Annotated in this window: 17 protein-coding genes; 9 read left to right on the forward strand and 8 right to left on the reverse strand. The window is 64.7% G+C overall.

The genetic code is table 11. The annotated features are described in order from the left end of the window. The first annotated feature begins 37 nt into the window (after positions 1-37). Together WFR25_RS24300 and WFR25_RS24305 are read left to right on the forward strand one after the other, a co-directional pair. The gene (locus WFR25_RS24300; protein ID WP_336974422.1) at positions 38-694 is read left to right on the forward strand and encodes a DUF4136 domain-containing protein; all 657 of its coding nucleotides are present in this window, start codon (positions 38-40) and stop codon (positions 692-694) included. Between the two features lie 150 nt (positions 695-844). Continuing rightward, positions 845-1,078 carry a hypothetical protein gene (locus WFR25_RS24305; protein ID WP_336974424.1) on the forward strand — a complete coding sequence of 78 codons (234 nt, stop codon included), beginning with the start codon at positions 845-847 and terminating at the stop codon, positions 1,076-1,078. Between the two features lie 47 nt (positions 1,079-1,125). Here WFR25_RS24305 and WFR25_RS24310 read toward each other — a convergent pair whose 3' ends face one another. The 4 genes from WFR25_RS24310 to queF form a co-directional block, all read right to left on the reverse strand. Continuing rightward, positions 1,126-2,334: an FAD-dependent monooxygenase gene (locus tag WFR25_RS24310; protein ID WP_336974427.1), complete on the reverse strand. Its 1,209-nt coding sequence runs from the start codon at positions 2,332-2,334 to the stop codon at positions 1,126-1,128. Positions 2,335-2,383: 49 nt separating this feature from the next. Beyond that, complete coding sequence (locus tag WFR25_RS24315; protein WP_336974428.1) at positions 2,384-2,842, reverse strand: hypothetical protein; 459 nt, start codon at positions 2,840-2,842, stop codon at positions 2,384-2,386. A 50-nt stretch (positions 2,843-2,892) separates the two neighbouring features. Then, a complete protein-coding gene (locus WFR25_RS24320) occupies positions 2,893-3,984 on the reverse strand; it encodes a branched-chain amino acid aminotransferase (protein WP_336974430.1) in 1,092 nt (363 codons plus the stop codon). 88 nt (positions 3,985-4,072) lie between these two features. Continuing rightward, positions 4,073-4,534: a preQ(1) synthase gene (gene queF, locus WFR25_RS24325; RefSeq protein WP_336974431.1), complete on the reverse strand. Its 462-nt coding sequence runs from the start codon at positions 4,532-4,534 to the stop codon at positions 4,073-4,075. A gap of 47 nt (positions 4,535-4,581) precedes the next feature. Between queF and WFR25_RS24330 the strand changes: the two genes are divergently transcribed. The 4 genes from WFR25_RS24330 (at position 4,582) to WFR25_RS24345 (ending at position 9,266) form a co-directional block, all read left to right on the forward strand. Beyond that, positions 4,582-5,856 carry a hypothetical protein gene (locus WFR25_RS24330; RefSeq protein ID WP_336974433.1) on the forward strand — a complete coding sequence of 425 codons (1,275 nt, stop codon included), beginning with the start codon at positions 4,582-4,584 and terminating at the stop codon, positions 5,854-5,856. Positions 5,857-5,971: 115 nt separating this feature from the next. Beyond that, a complete protein-coding gene (gene sseA, locus WFR25_RS24335) occupies positions 5,972-6,817 on the forward strand; it encodes a 3-mercaptopyruvate sulfurtransferase (protein WP_336974436.1) in 846 nt (281 codons plus the stop codon). After that, positions 6,814-8,025: a cystathionine beta-lyase gene (gene metC / locus WFR25_RS24340; RefSeq protein ID WP_336974438.1), complete on the forward strand. Its 1,212-nt coding sequence runs from the start codon at positions 6,814-6,816 to the stop codon at positions 8,023-8,025. The genes sseA and metC overlap by 4 nt, the downstream gene beginning before the upstream one ends. Then, the gene (locus tag WFR25_RS24345; RefSeq protein WP_336974439.1) at positions 8,022-9,266 is read left to right on the forward strand and encodes a mechanosensitive ion channel family protein; all 1,245 of its coding nucleotides are present in this window, start codon (positions 8,022-8,024) and stop codon (positions 9,264-9,266) included. The genes metC and WFR25_RS24345 overlap by 4 nt, the downstream gene beginning before the upstream one ends. Before the next feature lie 21 nt (positions 9,267-9,287). On the opposite strand, the gene WFR25_RS24350 is transcribed toward WFR25_RS24345, so the two are convergent. Continuing rightward, entirely contained in the window at positions 9,288-9,896 is a 609-nt protein-coding gene (locus tag WFR25_RS24350; protein WP_336974440.1) for a YdeI/OmpD-associated family protein, read from the reverse strand. Beyond that, positions 9,893-10,627, reverse strand: a complete 735-nt coding sequence (gene ubiG / locus WFR25_RS24355) for a bifunctional 2-polyprenyl-6-hydroxyphenol methylase/3-demethylubiquinol 3-O-methyltransferase UbiG (protein WP_336974441.1) — start codon at positions 10,625-10,627, stop codon at positions 9,893-9,895. The genes WFR25_RS24350 and ubiG overlap by 4 nt, the downstream gene beginning before the upstream one ends. 83 nt (positions 10,628-10,710) lie before the next feature. Here ubiG and WFR25_RS24360 point away from each other — a divergent pair, with 83 nt between their 5' ends. The 3 genes from WFR25_RS24360 to WFR25_RS24370 all read left to right on the forward strand — a co-directional run bounded on the left by WFR25_RS24360 (position 10,711) and on the right by WFR25_RS24370 (position 14,103). After that, positions 10,711-11,976 (forward strand): aspartate kinase, encoded by a 1,266-nt coding sequence (locus WFR25_RS24360; RefSeq protein ID WP_336974443.1) that lies wholly within the window; start codon positions 10,711-10,713, stop codon positions 11,974-11,976. Between the two features lie 167 nt (positions 11,977-12,143). Then, the gene (locus WFR25_RS24365) at positions 12,144-13,172 is read left to right on the forward strand and encodes an NAD(P)H-dependent flavin oxidoreductase (protein ID WP_336974444.1); all 1,029 of its coding nucleotides are present in this window, start codon (positions 12,144-12,146) and stop codon (positions 13,170-13,172) included. Positions 13,173-13,233: 61 nt separating this feature from the next. Beyond that, the gene (locus WFR25_RS24370) at positions 13,234-14,103 is read left to right on the forward strand and encodes a hypothetical protein (RefSeq protein ID WP_336974446.1); all 870 of its coding nucleotides are present in this window, start codon (positions 13,234-13,236) and stop codon (positions 14,101-14,103) included. A gap of 68 nt (positions 14,104-14,171) precedes the next feature. Here the strand turns inward: WFR25_RS24370 and WFR25_RS24375 are convergent, their stop codons facing one another. Together WFR25_RS24375 and WFR25_RS24380 are read right to left on the reverse strand one after the other, a co-directional pair. Beyond that, positions 14,172-15,332 carry a pyridoxal phosphate-dependent aminotransferase gene (locus WFR25_RS24375; RefSeq protein WP_336974448.1) on the reverse strand — a complete coding sequence of 387 codons (1,161 nt, stop codon included), beginning with the start codon at positions 15,330-15,332 and terminating at the stop codon, positions 14,172-14,174. Between the two features lie 150 nt (positions 15,333-15,482). Beyond that, positions 15,483-16,670: a pyridoxal phosphate-dependent aminotransferase gene (locus WFR25_RS24380; protein WP_336974450.1), complete on the reverse strand. Its 1,188-nt coding sequence runs from the start codon at positions 16,668-16,670 to the stop codon at positions 15,483-15,485. Positions 16,671-16,725: the final 55 nt, after the last annotated feature.

The raw sequence follows: 16,725 nt of genomic DNA on the forward strand, positions 1-16,725 counted from the left end.
CTTCCGGGCCGTAATGCCCGACACAGGACGCGAAACAATGATGAACTTCAAGAAGATAGGCCTTTTCGCGGCGCCCGCACTGGCGCTGATGGGGCTTTCTGCCTGTGCGACCCCGTTCAAGGCGGATGTCGCCCGTTTCCAGCAGCTTCCTGCGCCGCAGGGGCAAAGCTTCGCGGTCGTCGCCGATGATCCGCGCCTGGCGGGCGGGCTGGAGTTTTCCCATTATGCCGATCTGGTAGCGGCGCAACTGGCCCAGACCGGTTATGTGCGCTCCAGCGATCCGGCAGGCGCCAACCTGATCGTGCGGATGGCCTATGATGTCGACAATGGCCGCGAAAAGGTGCGTAGCACCGGTTTCGGTGGCCCCGGCTTCGGTGGCGGCTTTGGTCCCTGGGGCGGCGCCTATGGCGGTCGCTGGGGTCGCCCCTGGGGCTATGGCTTCTATGATCCATGGCTGTTCGGCGGTGGCGGCTATAATGATGTCAGCAGCTACACCGTCTATACCAGCGACCTGTCGTTGAAGATCGACCGTGCCGCCGATGGCCGCCGTCTGTTCGAGGGCAAGGCCAGCGCCCAGTCGCTCAGCAACAAGCTGACCTATCTGATCCCCAATCTGGTCGACGCGATGTTCGTCAACTTCCCCGGCCAGTCGGGTGAAAATGTGAAGATCACCCTGCCGCCCGAAAAGCGGTAAAGCGGTACGACAATAGGCGATGGCTCCCAAGCGCGCCTGAATGGCCCGGCAATCCTTCGATTGCCGGGCTTTCTTTTAGTTTGCCCATTCAGGATAGAGCGTCCGCTATCGACCAATTGCGGACATAATCGCTCGACCGTATGAGGGTGCATGGAAGAACCTTGGTTTCGCAGTTATGGGCCAATCATGTTGCTGCCGATACGTTGGCAAGGTTGGCTCGCGCTCATCGCCACATTCATAATCTTCTTTTCATTTTGTGAGCTTTCGGAGGGCTTGGCGGCCCACCCTGTCCTATCGGTGGCATGCTTAGTCATCGCTGCGGCAACCGGCATCGCGTTCTTCGTTTTAGCGTTCTGGAAGCTGGACCGGCGCTGGAGAGATTAGCGGACCGTCCGCCTTCCACTCCATCCCGAACGACACGGTCCAGCCGATCAAACCAACTCCCCCGCCAGCAATTTCGGCAACGCGCCGGACTGGCCGCGGGCTTCGGCCATGAAGCGGTTTTTGAGCATGGGTGTGCGCTGGACTGCTGCCAATCCGGCGCGGCGAACGAGGGAGGGGAGCTTGCCGGGGATGTCGAACAGGCGGACGAGGCCGTCCATCGCAACGCTGACCGATAGGGTGTCGAGGCTACGCCAGCGCTGGTAGCGGGCGAGCAACTGAGCGTCGCCGGGGTCGAGGCCGAGGCGCATCCCTTCCACCAGCACTTCGGTCAGTGCGGCGACGTCGCGGAAGCCGAGGTTGAGGCCCTGCCCGGCGATCGGATGGATAGCGTGGGCGCTGTCGCCGACCAGCGCGAGACGGGTGTCGGTGATGCGCGAGGCGTTGTGGAAACCCAACGGGTAACTGGAGCGTGGACCGGCGAGGCTGATCTCTCCCAGGAAGCCTCCCATGCGTTTTTGCGCTTCGGCGAGCCATGCCCGCTCACCCAGTTTCAGCATCGCGGGCGCCTGATCCTTTGGCACGGTCCAGACGATCGCGCTGCGCGTGCCCGGCTGCATCGGCAACAGGGCGAAGGGGCCGCCGGGGTAGAAGATTTCATAAGCCGTGTTGGCGTGTGGAATTTCGTGATCGAGCGCCGACACCATCGCCATATGAGCATAGTCCCAGCGGGTAGTGGTGATGCCAGCGGCCTCGCGCGTCGGGCTGTTGCGGCCCTCCGCCGCGACCAGCAGGGCGGCGCTGATCGTCTGGCCGCTGGCGAGGATCAGGGTTACGCCGTCGGCGTTGCGATCCACCGTGGTGGCGCGGTCGGGCTGAAAGCGGGTGAGGCCTGTCGCGTCCTGCGCGGCCTCCGCCAAGGCCACGCGGAGGGTGCGGTTGGGGAACATGATGCCCATCGCGCCGTCATCCTCGTCCGGCACGAAATCCAGCGCGCCCGGCGCGAGGCCGTCACTGACCCAGATGCGTTCGATCGGGCAGCCCTTCCCCGCCAGCCGCGCGCCCACGCCGATGGCGTCGAGCATGGCGTTGCTGGTCGAGGAGATGGCCGAAACGCGACCGTCGAACCCGGCGGCGGTGGTATCGACCGGGTCGGCGGGATCGATCACCGCGCAGCGGACGCCGTGCGTCGTGAGAGCGAGACCAAGGGTCAGGCCGACAAGGCCGCCCCCCAATATTACGACATCGAAGCGTTGCATGGAGGCTCTTCTAGACCTGGTTGTTCCCCAAGGAAAGCGGGCAGGCGGTTCAGGCGAACCCCTCTTCGCGGACGGCGAAGTCGCGCAGCGAGCGGGCGTCGTGCAATGCGTTGTGCGGCACCTTGCTGTTCGCCGCCGTGCTGAAACCCGGCGTGCGGAGCAGGCGGAAACCCAGCGAGGGGATGTCGACGATCTCGCCTGGCCCCGTCACCAGCAAACCGCAGAAATAGGCGATGTCGTCCGGCCAGTCGGCGATGATCTCCGGGTCCGGGTCATGGGCGAGATAGCGGGAGATTTCCGCGCCCGCGTCATCGCGCGTCATTTCTTCGCAGAGGCCAGCGGGCACCATGCGGAGATAAGGGATGACATGGGCCGCGACCCACGGGTGAATCTCGGCGGGCAGAGGCAAGGTCGCGTAAAATTCCTGGTCCCCATATTCGGGGACCAGCGCGATGCTGAGCAGTTCGCCGCCCGTGCCATTATATTCGGTGTCGAGAAAGTAGCGCATGGGGCCAAGCCCTTACAGAGTTGGACGCCCCATGCGAACCTTTGTTGGGGTCAGATGCGGCGAAGCCAGCCTGCGGGGCCTTCGACCGTGCCGCGCTGAATGCCGACCAGCGCGTTGCGCAGAGTCTCCGTCACCAGACCGCCATCGCCATTGCCAACGGTGAAGTCACCCTTGACGCTCTTTACCTCGCCGATCGCGGTGACGACCGCCGCCGTGCCGCAGGCGAAGGCTTCGCGCAGATTGCCACTGGCCGAATCGGCACGCCATTGTTCGAAGCTGTAGGGTTCCTCGCGCACGGTCATGCCCTGCGCCCTTGCCAGCGTGATGATGGAATTGCGGGTGATGCCCGGCAATATGGTGCCGCCCAGCGGCGGCGTGACCAGCGAGCCGTCGGCCATGACGAAGAAGACGTTCATGCCGCCCAGTTCCTCGACCCACTTATTTTCCGCCGAATCGAGGAAGACGACCTGATCGCAGCCATGTTTGCTTGCCTCCGCCTGGGCGATCAGGCTAGCCGCATAGTTGCCGCCGCACTTGGCCGCGCCGGTGCCGCCGCGTCCCGCACGGGTATAATGTTCCGATACCCAGAGCGAGACGGCCTTCTTGCCGCCCTTAAAATAGGCGCCGGCGGGACTGGCGATGACGCAGAAAATATATTCGGCCGCCGGGCGGACGCCCAGGAACGTCTCGCTCGCGAACATGAAGGGGCGCAGGTACAGGCTGCCCTCGCCGCCGGGAATCCAGTCGGCGTCGATCCGCACCAGTTCTTCGATCGCTTCAAGGAACAGATCCTCGGGGATGACCGGCATCGCCATCCGCTCTGCCGATTCGTTGAAGCGGCGGGCATTTTCCTCTGGCCGGAACAGAGCGGTGCTGCCGTCGGAGAGGCGATAGGCCTTCATCCCTTCGAAGATTTCCTGGGCATAGTGCAGCACAGCGCAGGCAGGATCGAGGGTGAAGGGTTCGCGCGGGCCGACGCTGTGGCTGTGCCACCCCTTCCCCTCGCTCCAGCGGATCGTCACCATATGGTCGGTGAAGATGCGGCCAAAGCCCGGATCTTCCAGCAGTACCGCACGCGCGTCCGCCGCTACAGCCTTGCTGCTGGGGGTGACGACGAAACGCGATGCCTGCTGAACGGTCATGGGGAACTCCTTGATGATGGCGGCGCCTATGTCAGATTATTACGTTATAGGCAACATATGTGAAATTTTATTCTATTTTTGGCGCAATTCAGCCGCGCCCGCGATAGCCGGGGACGTCCTGTGCTGGGAGCCACAAGCCCGCGGGCGGCTCCCCCGACTGCCAGAAAACGTCGATCGGGATGCCGCCACGCGGATACCAGTAGCCGCCGATCCGCAGCCATATGGGCTTCATTTCCTCGACCAGCCGCTCAGCGATGCCGACCGTGCAATCTTCATGAAAGGCCGCATGGTTGCGGAAGGCGCCCAGAAACAGCTTCAGGGACTTCGATTCGACGATCGTGGCCGCGGGGGCATAGTCGATCACCAGATGCGCGAAATCGGGCTGGCCCGTCACCGGGCAGAGCGAGGTAAATTCGGGCGCGGTGAAACGCACCAGATAGGGCCGGCCGGGGCGCGGATTGGGCACATAGTCGAGGGTCGCAGCCTCCGGGCTGGCGGGCAGCGCGCTGGCCTGGCCCAGATGCAAAGGGGAAGTGATAGGATCAGTCATGGCGCGTTCCTCTATCCGATCGCACGGCTGATGTCATCGGCCTGCCCATGATCCTGTTTGTTCATCTGCCGTTAAGGGGCCGCATTGCTTTCGCGGGCATCATGGGGACACGTTTTACCACCTTGTTGTCGCCGCTGCTGGCGGCCGCCGCGATCGCACTGCCTGCGCCTGCCGGAGCGCAGGAGGAAGCCGCCCCGCCGCTGCCATCGCTGCCCCGGCCCCAGACCCCGGCCCAACCCTCTCCATCAGAGCAGCGGCAAGGACCGGAACTGGACGTCTATCGCGACGTGCCGGGGACGGCGCCTGCCCCGACCGCGCCGCCGCCCGTCACAGTCACCACGCCGCCACCCGTTATTGCCCCGACGCCGGTGCCCGCCCCTAACCGTCAAGCCACAGCGACGCCGCGCACCCAGCCAGAGCGGGTGCCCGAGCGAACCGCACCGCCCGCGGCACGGGAGAGCGGGGAGGCGACGCCCAGCCCCGCGCCCGTCGAGACACCACTATCGTCCGGTGAAACCATCGTCGCGCCGCAGACGGGCAATGTCGCCGAAAGCGCCGCCGCTCCACCCCCGCCAACCACGGCTCCCCCTGCGCCGACCGGCAGGGGGTTGCCGTGGGGCTGGATCGGTGCGGCGCTGGCGATCGTCCTTGCCGGCGGGATCGCGCTGTTCCTGCGTCGTCGTCCCCGTGACGGGGCAATGGATGAGAGCGATGACGCTGTGCAGGATGTGGGCGCGCCGGAGCCGCTCCGTCCCTCCCCCCCTGCCCCCAAGCCGCGACCGACGACAACGCCGCAGCCTGCTGCCGAGCGCGCCTGGATCGACGTGGAACTGGCGATCGAGAGCGCCCGCTATTCGCTGCTGGGGGTGTCGGTCGGCTATCGGCTGACGCTGCGCAACCGGGGCCAAAGCGTGGCGAGCGATATGCTGGTCCACGCCCTGATCGGCAATGCCGACGCGAACCAGAATGAGCTGCTGCGTGCCTTCTTTGCAGGCACTAAGGGCATGCCCGTCCATTCGGTCGTGTCGCTCGCGCCGGGGCAAACCCAGATATTGACCAACGAATTGCGGCTGGAGCCGGATGCGATCGATCCGCTGGAACTGGACGGTCGACTGCTGCTGGTGCCGCTGATCGGCTTTGACGTCCATTATCGCTGGAATGGGGACGGGACACCGGGCAGCGGGCGCACAGGCAGCGCCTTCATCGTCGGGCAGGAGCAGGCACCGCCGACGCAGAAGCTCGCCCCCTTCCGCTTCGATCAGGGGCCGCGCCAATATCGCGATGTGGGTTGCCGCCGGACGGCGCTTTCGCTGGCCAGCTAGAGCGATTTCCAGTCAGATGGCTTCATCTGACGGTTAAGAAATCGCGGCAAACGTCTAAGCCTTCCCTCGCGCGCCCGGTCGTCTTAAAGGTCAGGCGACGATTTAGGGAGCGCGCATGGATATCCTCGTTTCAACCGACTGGCTTGGCGCGCAACTGGGCGCGGTGGACCTGCGCATCGTGGACGCCTCGCTGTTCCTGCCCGGCACGCCCCGCAATCCGGCGGCGGAATATGAAGCCGCGCATATTCCGGGCGCGGCCTTTCTGGACCTGCCGACGCTGGCCGATGCCGATGATCCGATACCGGGCATGCTGCCGCCCGATACGGCGATGACCGGTCGATTGCAGGCGCTGGGGATCGACGCGGACAGCCGGATCGTCGTCTATGACAACAGCCCGACGCACAGCGCGGCGCGCGGCTGGTGGATGCTGCGCGTCTATGGCGCGGGGGCGGCGGTCGCGATCCTCGACGGGGGGTTACCCAAATGGTTGGCGGAGGGGCGGCCGGTCGAAAACGGGATACCGCAGATTGCGCCCGGCAATGCCGTGGCGCGACTGGACCGCGCGGATGTGCGGACCAAGGCCGACATGCTCGCCAATGTGGAGAGCCACGCGGCGCAGGTCATCGACGCACGCGGCAAGGGGCGCTTTACCGGCGAGGAAGCGGAGCCGCGCCCCGGCATGGCGTCTGGCCATATTCCGGGGTCGCTGAACCTGCCCTCCTCCGCGCTGTTCGATGCGGACAACCGGATGAAGGCGGGCGACGATTTGCGCGCGGCGTTCGTCCAGGCTGGGCTGGATTTCGACCGTCCGGTTATCACCACCTGCGGCAGCGGTGTCACCGCCGCGATCCTGCTGGCGGGGCTGGAGAGCCTCGGCAAGACGGACGTGGCACTGTACGACGGGAGTTGGTCGGAATGGGGCTTCGATCCCGCGACGCCAAAAGCGACGGGCGCGGCATGAGCGACGAAAAGGATAAACGCGCGCCCCTGACCCGGCTGGCGCAGGCGGGGCGGCGGGCCGAATGGGTCGGGGTTCCGGGTCAGCCCGGCGGCATCGTCAGTCCACCGGTTTGGCGAGCGTCGACAATTCTCTATGACGATGTGGCGCATTTGCGGAGCGCGACGACCAACACGCATGAGCAGCTATTTTACGGCCGTAAGGGGACGCCGACGGCCTGGAGTCTGGCCGATGCCCTGACCGAGATGGAGCCGGGCGCGGAGGGGACGATGCTGTTCCCGTCCGGCGTGGCGGCCATCGGCTGCGCGTTGATGGCGGTGCTGCGACCGGGCGACCAGTTGCTGATGGTCGATGCCGCCTATGACCCCACCCGCAATTTCTGCGAGCAGGTGTTGAAGCCGTTCGGGGTCGAGACGCTCTATTATGATCCATGCGTCGGCGCGGGCATCGCCGAGTTTATCACAGAGAATACGCGCGCCATCTTTCTGGAAAGTCCCGGCAGCCTGACGTTCGAGGTGCAGGACGTGCCCGCCATCGTCGCGGCGGCGCAGGCGCGAGGCGTGGTGACGCTGATCGACAATACATGGGCAACCCCGCTGTTCCTGCCCGCCTTGTCGCTGGGGGTGGATATTTCCATCCTTGCCTGCACTAAATATATTGTCGGCCATAGCGATGTGATGATGGGATCGGTGACGGCCAATGCGGCGCTGTTTCCGAAAATCCGGCAGATGGCTTATCTGTTCGGGCAGATGACCAGTCCCGACGATGCGTGGCTGGCGGCGCGCGGATTGCGGACGCTGGGCGTGCGGCTGGCGCAGCATCAGGCAAGCGCGCTGATGATCGCATCCTGGCTGGATGCGCAGCCCGACGTGGCGCGGGTGCTGCACCCTGCCCTGCCCGACTGCCCCGGTCATGATCTGTGGGCGCGGGACTTTGAGGGGTCGAGCGGACTGTTTTCCTTTGTCCTGAAGGGCGGCGATGAAAAGGCGCGGGCAGCGCTGATCGACGGCCTTGCCCATTTCGGCATCGGCTATAGCTGGGGCGGGTTCGAGAGTCTGGCCCTGCCGGTCGATCCTGCCCGCTATCGCAGCGCGACGCGGTGGGAGGCGGAGGGGCCGGTCGTGCGCCTGTCCATCGGACTGGAAGACCCGGCCGACCTGATCGCCGATCTGGAGGCGGGGCTGGCGCGGTTCCGGGCAGTTCGGGGATGAGGGCATTTCTGGCGGACAGGCTGGCGCTGCTGCCGGGCGACCCTGATATCAGCCAGCCGCTGATTGCAGTGGTGCTGGCGATCCTGCTGTATCTGTTGGCGATGGCGGTGGCGCGGATGGTCGCGCCCCGGATCGCGGCCCGCATGCCGCATGTGGCGGCGGCGATGGACGTGCATCTGCGACCCGTGCTGCGCTATGGCATCGCCGCCCTGCTGCTCGCCATCGCCTTGACAATCTTGCCTGTCGGGGCGCTGGCGCATCTGGTGCTGGGCGCGGCGCTGGGACTGGTGGTGGCGCTGCTTGCGGCGCATGTGCTGCGTGCGCTGGCCATACCGCGCCCGGCCATCGTGCCGCTGGCGCTGCTGTTGTTCGTGATGATCCTGTCGGGCAGCAGCGGTGGGCTGGCGCCGGTGGGTCAGATGCTGGACGGCGTCGGCGTGGATCTGGGCAAGCGGCGGATAACCTTGCTGGGGATCGTCACGATCGCTGCGACCTGCGTAGCGCTGTTCGCCGCCGTGCGCCTTGCCAACCGGCTGATTGCGCGGTGGATCGGGCGGACGCCGGGGTTCGACCCGACGCAAAAGCTGCTGGCGCAGAAGCTGGCGGCGATCACGGTCATCGTGACGGCCTTTTTCATCGGCATCGACCTGCTGGGGATCGACCTGACCGCCTTTGCCGTCTTTTCCGGCGCGCTGGGTCTGGCGGTGGGCTTTGGCCTGCAAAAGACCTTCGGCAATCTGATCGCGGGCATCATCCTGCTGATGGACCGGTCGATCAAGCCGGGAGACGTGATCGTCGTCGGCGACAGTTTCGGCTGGGTCAACAAAATCGGCGTGCGCGCGGTGTCCGTCATCACCCGCGACGGCAAGGAGCATCTGATTCCCAACGAGAATCTGATGACGCAGGAGGTGGAGAACTGGTCCTATTCCGACCGCAATGTCCGCGTCCGCATTCCGGTGGGGATCAGCTTCGACAGTGACCTGAAACTGGCGCAGAAGCTGATGCTGGACGCGGCGCGGGAAAGCCCGCGCGTGCTGCGCAATCCGGCGCCCAATGTCTGGCTGACCAGCTTTGGCGAGAGCCGGGTGGAGCATGACATATTGGTGTGGATCAGCGATCCCGAAGGCGGCGTCGGCAATGTGAAGTCGGACGTGCTGGGCCGGGTATGGCAGTTGTTCCGCGATAATGGGATCGTAATCCCCTATCCGCAGCGCGTGGTGCATCGGGCGGGCGACAGCTAGTGCGCGGAGGGGAAAGACCGCCTATTTCTTCTCATATTTCCAGTTGCGGCCCTTGCCCGCCGCGATCCATTCGACCGCCTGAACGATGCGGCGGGTACGAGTGACGGGCTCCTTCGCTTCGATGATCCATTCGATATAGTCGCGGATCTTGCCGGGCGGGAAGGCGGCCCAGACGGATGCGGCGACTGGATCGGCAGCGATGGCGGCCCTGAGGTCGTCGGGGACTGGCAGCGGGGCGCGGGGCTGTGCGGCAGCGCGCGGCTTTTCGCCCGCGTCGATCAGCGCCATCGCTTTTGCCAGCAGGTCCGCGATCATCGCGTCGTCGGGCAGGTCGGCAAGGTTGGTGAGCCGTCCGAACTGGCCCATGGCCTCGCTGCTCCCGCCCTGTTCCCCGACCTTGTCATGCCAGAAGCCGAAGGCGGCATGCCCCTTGAACGCGGCCATGTTGCACAGATTTTGCCCGCGATAAGTGAAGAAGGGCATGCCCCATTTCACCGCCTCGCTTATATCGGGCGAAGCGGCGTGAATGCGGGCGCGCAGATGGGCGAGAATGGGCCGGGCGAAGTCGGCGCGCGCGGCGATATAGGCATCGATGCGAGGGTCGTGCCCGCTCTCTGCCTTCCCCTTCATCCCGCTTTGCGCGCGGTCATCAGATAGTTGATCGCCTTGTTGTCCGACAGGGTAAAGCCCTTGCCCGGATCGAGCGTCAGGCCGCAAATGTCATCTATCACCATGCCCGCGTCGGTCAGCAGGGCGGTCAGTTCCTCCGGGGTCAGGAACTTGTGCCAGTCATGCGTCCCCTTTGGAATACCGCCAATGCTTTCGCCGATCGTGATCATGGCCAGGCGCGAGAGCGGGGTGCGGTTGGGGGTAGAGAGAATCATGATGCCGTCGTCGGCGAGGCAGGCGACCAGCCCGCGCACGAAGGTGGCGGGGTCGGACACATGCTCGATCACCTCCATCGAAGTGACGAGGTCGAAGCCGCCCTCCCCCAGCGACTCGACGCCCACCGCACGATAATCAATGGTGAGGCCCTGCCCCCGCGCGTGCGCCTGTGCCGCGGCGATATTCTCCGGCGCAGCGTCAAGGCCTGTAACGGCCGCGCCCATGCGAGCGAGCGGTTCGGCGAGCAGGCCCGCGCCACAGCCGACGTCGATTGCACGGCGACCCTCCAAAGGGCGGAAAATGTGGCTATCGCCATGCCAGTGCCGGTCGATGGCGGCCCGGATATAGGCCAGGCGAACCGGATTGAGCTTGTGCAGCATCGCGCTGCTGCCCTTGGGGTTCCACCAATCGGCCGCCATGGTTCCGAAATGCGCGGCCTCTGCGGGGTCGATCGTGCTATGTGTGTTGCTTGCCATATTCGTACCCGCTGCTAATAGAGGCGCCGTTTTCGCCCTTCCCGCAATATTCTTTCATACCCACAGGCAGGTTCGACAAGCAAATGGCGCGCATCGTAATGAAATTCGGCGGCACCTCCATGGCGGGGATGGAGCGGATTCGCAACGTCGCCGCACGTGTGAAGCATGTCGCGGCACAGGGCAATGAAGTCGCGGTCGTCGTATCCGCGATGGCGGGCGAGACGGACCGGCTGGTCGGCTTTTGCAAGGAAGCCTCGCCGCTCTATGATCCTGCGGAATATGATGTCGTGGTTGCCGCCGGTGAGCAGATAACGAGCGGCCTGCTGGCGATGACGCTGAAGGCGATGGACGTCGATGCGCGTAGCTGGCTGGGCTGGCAATTGCCGATCAAGTCTGTCGAGGCGCATAGCAAGGCGCGGGTAGAGAGCATCGAGACCGACGCGCTGCTGACCTCCATGAGTAAGGGCCAGGTCGCGGTGATCCCCGGTTTTCAGGGCATGATGGCCGATGGCCGCGTCGCCACGCTGGGCCGGGGCGGCTCCGACACCTCGGCGGTCGCGGTGGCCGCCGCGATCGGCGCGGACCGGTGCGACATCTATACCGATGTTGACGGCGTCTACACCACCGACCCGCGAATCGTCGCCCGCGCCCGCAAGCTGGACCTCGTCACCTATGAGGAGATGCTGGAACTGGCGTCTGTCGGGGCCAAGGTGCTTCAGACCCGCTCGGTCGGCCTTGCCATGAAGGAGGGCGTGGTCGTTCAGGTCTTGTCCTCCTTTGATGATCCTACTCAGCAGGACCTCCCCGGAACGCTGATCGTCAGCGAAGAGGAACTGGAAGCCAAGCTCAAGGAAACGAAGATGGAACGTCAGCTCATCACCGGCATCGCCCATGACAAGAATGAGGCGAAGATCACGCTGACCCGCGTGCCCGATCGTCCCGGCGCGGTCGCCCATATCTTTGGCCCGCTGGCGGACGCGGCGATCAACGTCGACATGATCATCCAGAATGTCGGCCGCGACAAGGGCGAGACCGACGTGACCTTCACCGTGCCCGGCGCGGACCTGGCCCGCGCGCTGGACGTGCTGGAAGGGCAGAAGGAACTGATCGGCTTCAACCGCGTGATCCCCGACACCAAAGTCACCAAGATCAGCGTCGTGGGCGTCGGCATGAAGAGCCATGCGGGCGTGGCGTCGACCATGTTCAAGGCGCTGGCCGATCGTGGCATCAACATCCTCGCCATCTCCACCAGCGAGATCAAGGTCAGCGTGCTGATCGACGAGGATGAGACTGAACTGGCGGTGCGTGTCCTGCACACGGCCTATGGACTGGATGCGCCGGACGCTTGACAGGTGCCGGTTACTTGACAGGTGAACGCCCCTGCCTTTCAAGGGAATGACAGGGGCAGGTCGAATCACCAGCAGATGTCTGGCACCAGCGATTATTGATGTAACCGTACCCGCTCCAACCTCTCCTTTGACTAAGGGAGGGGCTTTTTGATTCGATGGATATGCACATGACCCACGCAAAACTCACGTCCCTGATGGCCCGCGGCGCCGCTTTCTTCGGCTGCGAGACGGCAATCCTGTGCGGCGCGATGTCGTGGGTGTCCGAACGCAATCTGGTGTCGGCCATTTCGAATGCGGGCGGCTTTGGCGTGATCGCCTGCGGGGCGATGACGCCCGAACTGCTGGACGCGGAGATTGCGGCCACCAAGGCGCTGACGAACAAGCCCTTCGGCGTGAATCTGATCACCATGCACCCACAACTGTTCGAGCTGATCGATGTGTGCGCGCAGCATGACGTCAGCCATGTCGTGCTGGCCGGTGGCCTGCCGCCCAAGGGCAGTATTGAGGCGATCAAGGCCCCAAGAGACGGAAAGGCGGGTGCGAAGCTGCTCTGCTTTGCACCGGCGCTCAGTCTGGCGAAGAAGCTGGCGCGGTCGGGCGTCGATGCGCTGATCGTCGAGGGCATGGAAGCGGGCGGCCATATCGGTCCGGTGGCGACCAGTGTGCTGGCGCAGGAAATCCTGCCCGAAATGGCGGAGCAACTGCCCGTGTTCGTCGCCGGCGGCATTGGCCGGGGCGAGGCGATCGCCGCCTATCTGGAAATGGGCGCGGCGGGCGTGCAACTGGGCACGCGCTTTGCCTGCGCGAGCGAGAGCATCGCCCACCCCAATTTCAAGAAGGCCTTCTTCCGCGCATCAGCCCGCGATGCCATCGCCAGCGTCCAGATCGACCCGCGCCTGCCGGTCATTCCCGTGCGCGCGCTCAAAAATGCGGGCACCGAAGCCTTTACCGCCAAGCAGCGCGAAGTCGCCAATCTGCTGGACGGCGGCACGATCGACATGGGGCAGGCCCAATTGCAGATCGAACATTATTGGGCGGGTGCGCTGCGCCGCGCGGTGATCGACGGCGATATCGAGGGCGGATCGCTGATGGCGGGCCAGTCGGTGGGCATGGTGACGGCCGAAGAACCGGTCGCCACGATCATCGCGACCCTGATGGAAGAGGCGGCTACCGCGCTGGAGCGTCGCGCCGCCTGATATTGGCCTGATTTCAGCTAAGGTTCATCTTCTCGCCGAAGAAAAGAGGCGAGATGCCAGCATGTCGACAGAACCGCAGCGACGGTCCTGCGTTGTGGCTGACATGCCCGATTGCGGCCGGAACGGAATGATGGAGATGTTGATGCGGGCTGCCCGTCGCTTTTTACCCCATGCCTCTATCGCCACGGCCCTTTTTCTCGCCAGTTGCGCCAAGCCCCCGCCGCCGCCAATCGCGCCACCCCCGGTAGTCAGCACTATCATGCCGTTGCCACCGATGGGCGCGGCGGCGAATCTGGATCTGCCGGACGCGGACGAACAGGGGAAATATATCACACCCAATCGGGGCATGACGGGGCAGCAGGCCTTGTGGCATGTCCGCATGGCGCTGAACGTCGCGGCGCTCGGTTGCCGCGAGACGGGCGAGGCGATGCGGACGCAGTATAACCAGATGCTGCACATTCATACGCTGTCGCTGGCGCAGGCGAACACAGCGGCTGAAGCCATCTACAAACTGAAATATGGCCCCGACGCGATGCTGATGCGCGAAAAGGTCAATACGATCGTCTATAATTATTTCGCCCTGCCGCCCGCGCAGAAGGCCTTTTGCCAGACGGCGGTGGCGGTCGCGACCACGATCAACGGCATGACGCCGCAGGCGCTGCTGGCCTATGCGCCCCAGGCGCTGGAGTTGCTGGAAAAGCCGTTCCAGGAATTCTGGGCAGCCTATGCCGATTATCTGCGGCGGCTGGAGGAATGGCGGCGGCGCTATGGCCGCCCGTCCGTGCAACTGTTGCCATGCCCCGCCAGCGACCCACAATGCGGCGCCCCCGCCCCGCCGCCGGTCGCACCGAGCGGCGTACCAACCCTTCCGATGGGACAGATGCCCACTACGCCACCCCCGCCGCCATCGGCAACGACGACCCCTTTTTAGGGCGAGAAAAAAGGGGCGTCCGAATAACCGGACGCCCCTCCCTTCGTGACAGTCAACTCAATCGAGGATCAGGCCAGCACGACCTTTTGCACGGCATCGCGGAAGGCTTTCATGTCGGCGGCGGACCCCACGGTGACGCGCGAGACGTTGGGCCAGATGGCCCAGTTACGGCCGATCTGCACCTTCTCGCCCAGCAGTGCGGTCTGCACGGCCTTGGCGGGTTTGCCCCAGTCGACCATGAACATATTGGCCTGACTGCCCGACTGGACCGGAAGTTTTTTGGATTTGAGCCAGGCGATCGTCTCTTCGCGCTGGACGATCATCTCGTCACGGCGCGCCTTGATGAGCGCGGCTTCGGTATAGACCGCATTGCCGCAGGCCATAGCGGTGATCGACAGGCCACCGGCCGAAGGGCCAAACAGCGTGATGCGCTTCTGCACCTCCGGATCGGCGAAGGTCAAGCCCAGGCGAACACCCGCCATGCCGAACAGCTTGGAGAAGGTCCGCATGACGATGATGTCCTTGCGTCCCGCCATCAACGATGCCGCGCTCGGCGCTTCGGAGAAGTGGAGATAGGCTTCGTCGACCAACAACATCGAATCGGCGGGCTTGTTGGCCAGCAGCCAGGCGATATCCGCAACCGGCGTGATCGTGCCAGTCGGATTGTTGGGCGTGCAGATATAATAGAGGCCCGCATTCGGATTGGCGGCCAGCATCGCCTTTACGTCATGGCCCTTGCCGATGGCCTGCGGCACCTTGGCCACCGGCGCTTTCATGAAATCGGCGGCACGCCACGCGGATTCGAAGGTTGGATCAGCCGTGACCAGCCCCTTGGTCGGCGAACAATAGGCCGCGACGATGCTGACCAGCGGGCCGCCCGAACCGGGCCAGAGCATGACGTTATCTTCGGGGATACCCTCCACCGTGGCGACGGTCTTGATCAGGTCGCCGCGATAATTGTCTGGGTCGTACCAGTTGCCCAGCGAGGCAGCCTTGGCGATCGCCTCCGCGCCCGACGGAAAGGGACCGGTCCAGCATTCATTGGAGCCGATGCGGGTCGCCCCCGCAATACCGCGCGCGGCCTGCTGCTGCGCGAAAGCGGCGCTGCTGAACAGCGAACTGGCGGCGGCGGCAGTGCCCAGCAGCGCGGCGACTTCGCCGATCTGGCGACGCGAATAGCCGCGATCGAGCAGGTCTTCCCTGGCGTCCTTATCCAACATCATGGTCATGTCGTCTGTCCCCTTACGTCCGAGATAAGCCTCTTTCGTCATGGGAAACGAAGCGGACGGGGATTCCCGCAATGCCTTTATCGTGAGACGTGCAGAATCATTCGGGCCGCCGCTCAGGGGTGAGCAGCGGCCCGCCTGCATGTCAGCAAATCAGGCCTTCCAGACCTTGTCGACGGCGGCGTTGAACGCCTTCATTTCCTCCAGCGAGCCGACCGAGACACGGCTGACATTGGGCCAGATCGGCCAGGACCGACCGATCTGCACATTTTCCGCCAGCAGCGCGGCCTGCATATCCTTGGCGGGTTTGCCCCAGTCGACCATGAACATGTTGGCGTGGCTGCCGGGCAGAACCATGATCTTCTTCTGAGCAAGGTGATCGGTCGCCAGCGTGCGGGCGGCGATCATCTCGGCCCGGCGCTGCTTGATGAGGTCGGGCTGCGCGACCGACACCGTGCCGCAGGCGACGGCGGTCATCGGCAACATCGCCGTCACCTGGCCCCCGTCATAGCGCATCATCTTTTCCATGAGCTTGGGGCTGGCGAAGGTGAGGCCAAGGCGCATGCCCGCCATGCCGAACAGTTTGGAAAAGGTACGCAGGACGAGGACATCATCGCGCGTGCCTGCCAATTTCGCGGCGTTCGGCTCCTCCGACCAGTGGATATAGGCCTCATCCACCACCAGGATCGCGTCCTTGGGCTTGTTGTCGGCCAGCCACTGAATGTCGGCAAGCGGGGTCAGAGTACCCGTCGGGTTATTGGGCGAGCAGATATAATAAAGGGCCGCGTTGGGATCAGCCGCCAGCATCGCCTTCACATCATGGCGATAATCCTTGGTAACGGGCACCTTCGTCACCTTTGCGCCGATCCACGCGCCGGTGCGCCAGATGGCTTCATAGGTCGGGTCGGCGGTGACGATGCCCCGCGCAGGCGAGGCGAAGGTCACGGCGGCGCGGTTCAGCGGATCGCTGGACCCCGGCCAGGCGACGACACGGTCGGCAGTTATCCCCTCCACTTGTGCCACGGCCGCGAACAGCTTGGCATGTTCATCGTCAGGCTCGTAGCGATTGCCTTCCTGCACCAGTTTGAAAGCAGCCTCCGCCGCGACCGGGAAAGGCCCGGTCCAGCATTCGTTGGCGCCGATCCGCACCGCGCCCGCGACGGGCTTTGCCGCCTGTTGCGCCGCCGCGCCGGTGACGCGCGCTACCGCCGCCCCCGCACCCAGCAAGGCGGCGACCTTGGCAAGATGTCGCCGCGAATAACCGCGATCCAGCAAGTCCTGCGTGAAGGCCGCGTTCATACCGCCCTGTGCGTCATCCGTTTCGATTGCCTGCGCGTCCATCGTTCCCGCCCTCATCCCTGTTAAGAATTCGACTCAATCCAGAAAAACGTAACGA

The organism is Sphingobium aromaticiconvertens (genome assembly GCF_037154075.1).
Lineage (GTDB): Bacteria > Pseudomonadota > Alphaproteobacteria > Sphingomonadales > Sphingomonadaceae > Sphingobium > Sphingobium aromaticiconvertens.

Excerpts from the sequence above, each read along its gene's own strand:
- WFR25_RS24330 (WP_336974433.1), top strand. The coding sequence starts at position 4,582 with ATGATCCTGTTTGTTCATCTGCCGTTAAGGGGCCGCATTGCTTTCGCG.
- WFR25_RS24310 (WP_336974427.1), bottom strand. The coding sequence starts at position 2,334 with ATGCAACGCTTCGATGTCGTAATATTGGGGGGCGGCCTTGTCGGCCTG.
- WFR25_RS24320 (WP_336974430.1), bottom strand. The coding sequence starts at position 3,984 with ATGACCGTTCAGCAGGCATCGCGTTTCGTCGTCACCCCCAGCAGCAAG.
- WFR25_RS24380 (WP_336974450.1), bottom strand. The coding sequence starts at position 16,670 with ATGGACGCGCAGGCAATCGAAACGGATGACGCACAGGGCGGTATGAAC.
- WFR25_RS24375 (WP_336974448.1), bottom strand. The coding sequence starts at position 15,332 with ATGACCATGATGTTGGATAAGGACGCCAGGGAAGACCTGCTCGATCGC.
- WFR25_RS24345 (WP_336974439.1), top strand. The coding sequence starts at position 8,022 with ATGAGGGCATTTCTGGCGGACAGGCTGGCGCTGCTGCCGGGCGACCCT.
- sseA (WP_336974436.1), top strand. The coding sequence starts at position 5,972 with ATGGATATCCTCGTTTCAACCGACTGGCTTGGCGCGCAACTGGGCGCG.
- WFR25_RS24315 (WP_336974428.1), bottom strand. The coding sequence starts at position 2,842 with ATGCGCTACTTTCTCGACACCGAATATAATGGCACGGGCGGCGAACTG.
- WFR25_RS24370 (WP_336974446.1), top strand. The coding sequence starts at position 13,234 with ATGTCGACAGAACCGCAGCGACGGTCCTGCGTTGTGGCTGACATGCCC.
- WFR25_RS24305 (WP_336974424.1), top strand. The coding sequence starts at position 845 with ATGGAAGAACCTTGGTTTCGCAGTTATGGGCCAATCATGTTGCTGCCG.
- WFR25_RS24350 (WP_336974440.1), bottom strand. The coding sequence starts at position 9,896 with ATGAAGGGGAAGGCAGAGAGCGGGCACGACCCTCGCATCGATGCCTAT.
- queF (WP_336974431.1), bottom strand. The coding sequence starts at position 4,534 with ATGACTGATCCTATCACTTCCCCTTTGCATCTGGGCCAGGCCAGCGCG.
- ubiG (WP_336974441.1), bottom strand. The coding sequence starts at position 10,627 with ATGGCAAGCAACACACATAGCACGATCGACCCCGCAGAGGCCGCGCAT.
- WFR25_RS24360 (WP_336974443.1), top strand. The coding sequence starts at position 10,711 with ATGGCGCGCATCGTAATGAAATTCGGCGGCACCTCCATGGCGGGGATG.
- WFR25_RS24365 (WP_336974444.1), top strand. The coding sequence starts at position 12,144 with ATGACCCACGCAAAACTCACGTCCCTGATGGCCCGCGGCGCCGCTTTC.
- metC (WP_336974438.1), top strand. The coding sequence starts at position 6,814 with ATGAGCGACGAAAAGGATAAACGCGCGCCCCTGACCCGGCTGGCGCAG.
- WFR25_RS24300 (WP_336974422.1), top strand. The coding sequence starts at position 38 with ATGATGAACTTCAAGAAGATAGGCCTTTTCGCGGCGCCCGCACTGGCG.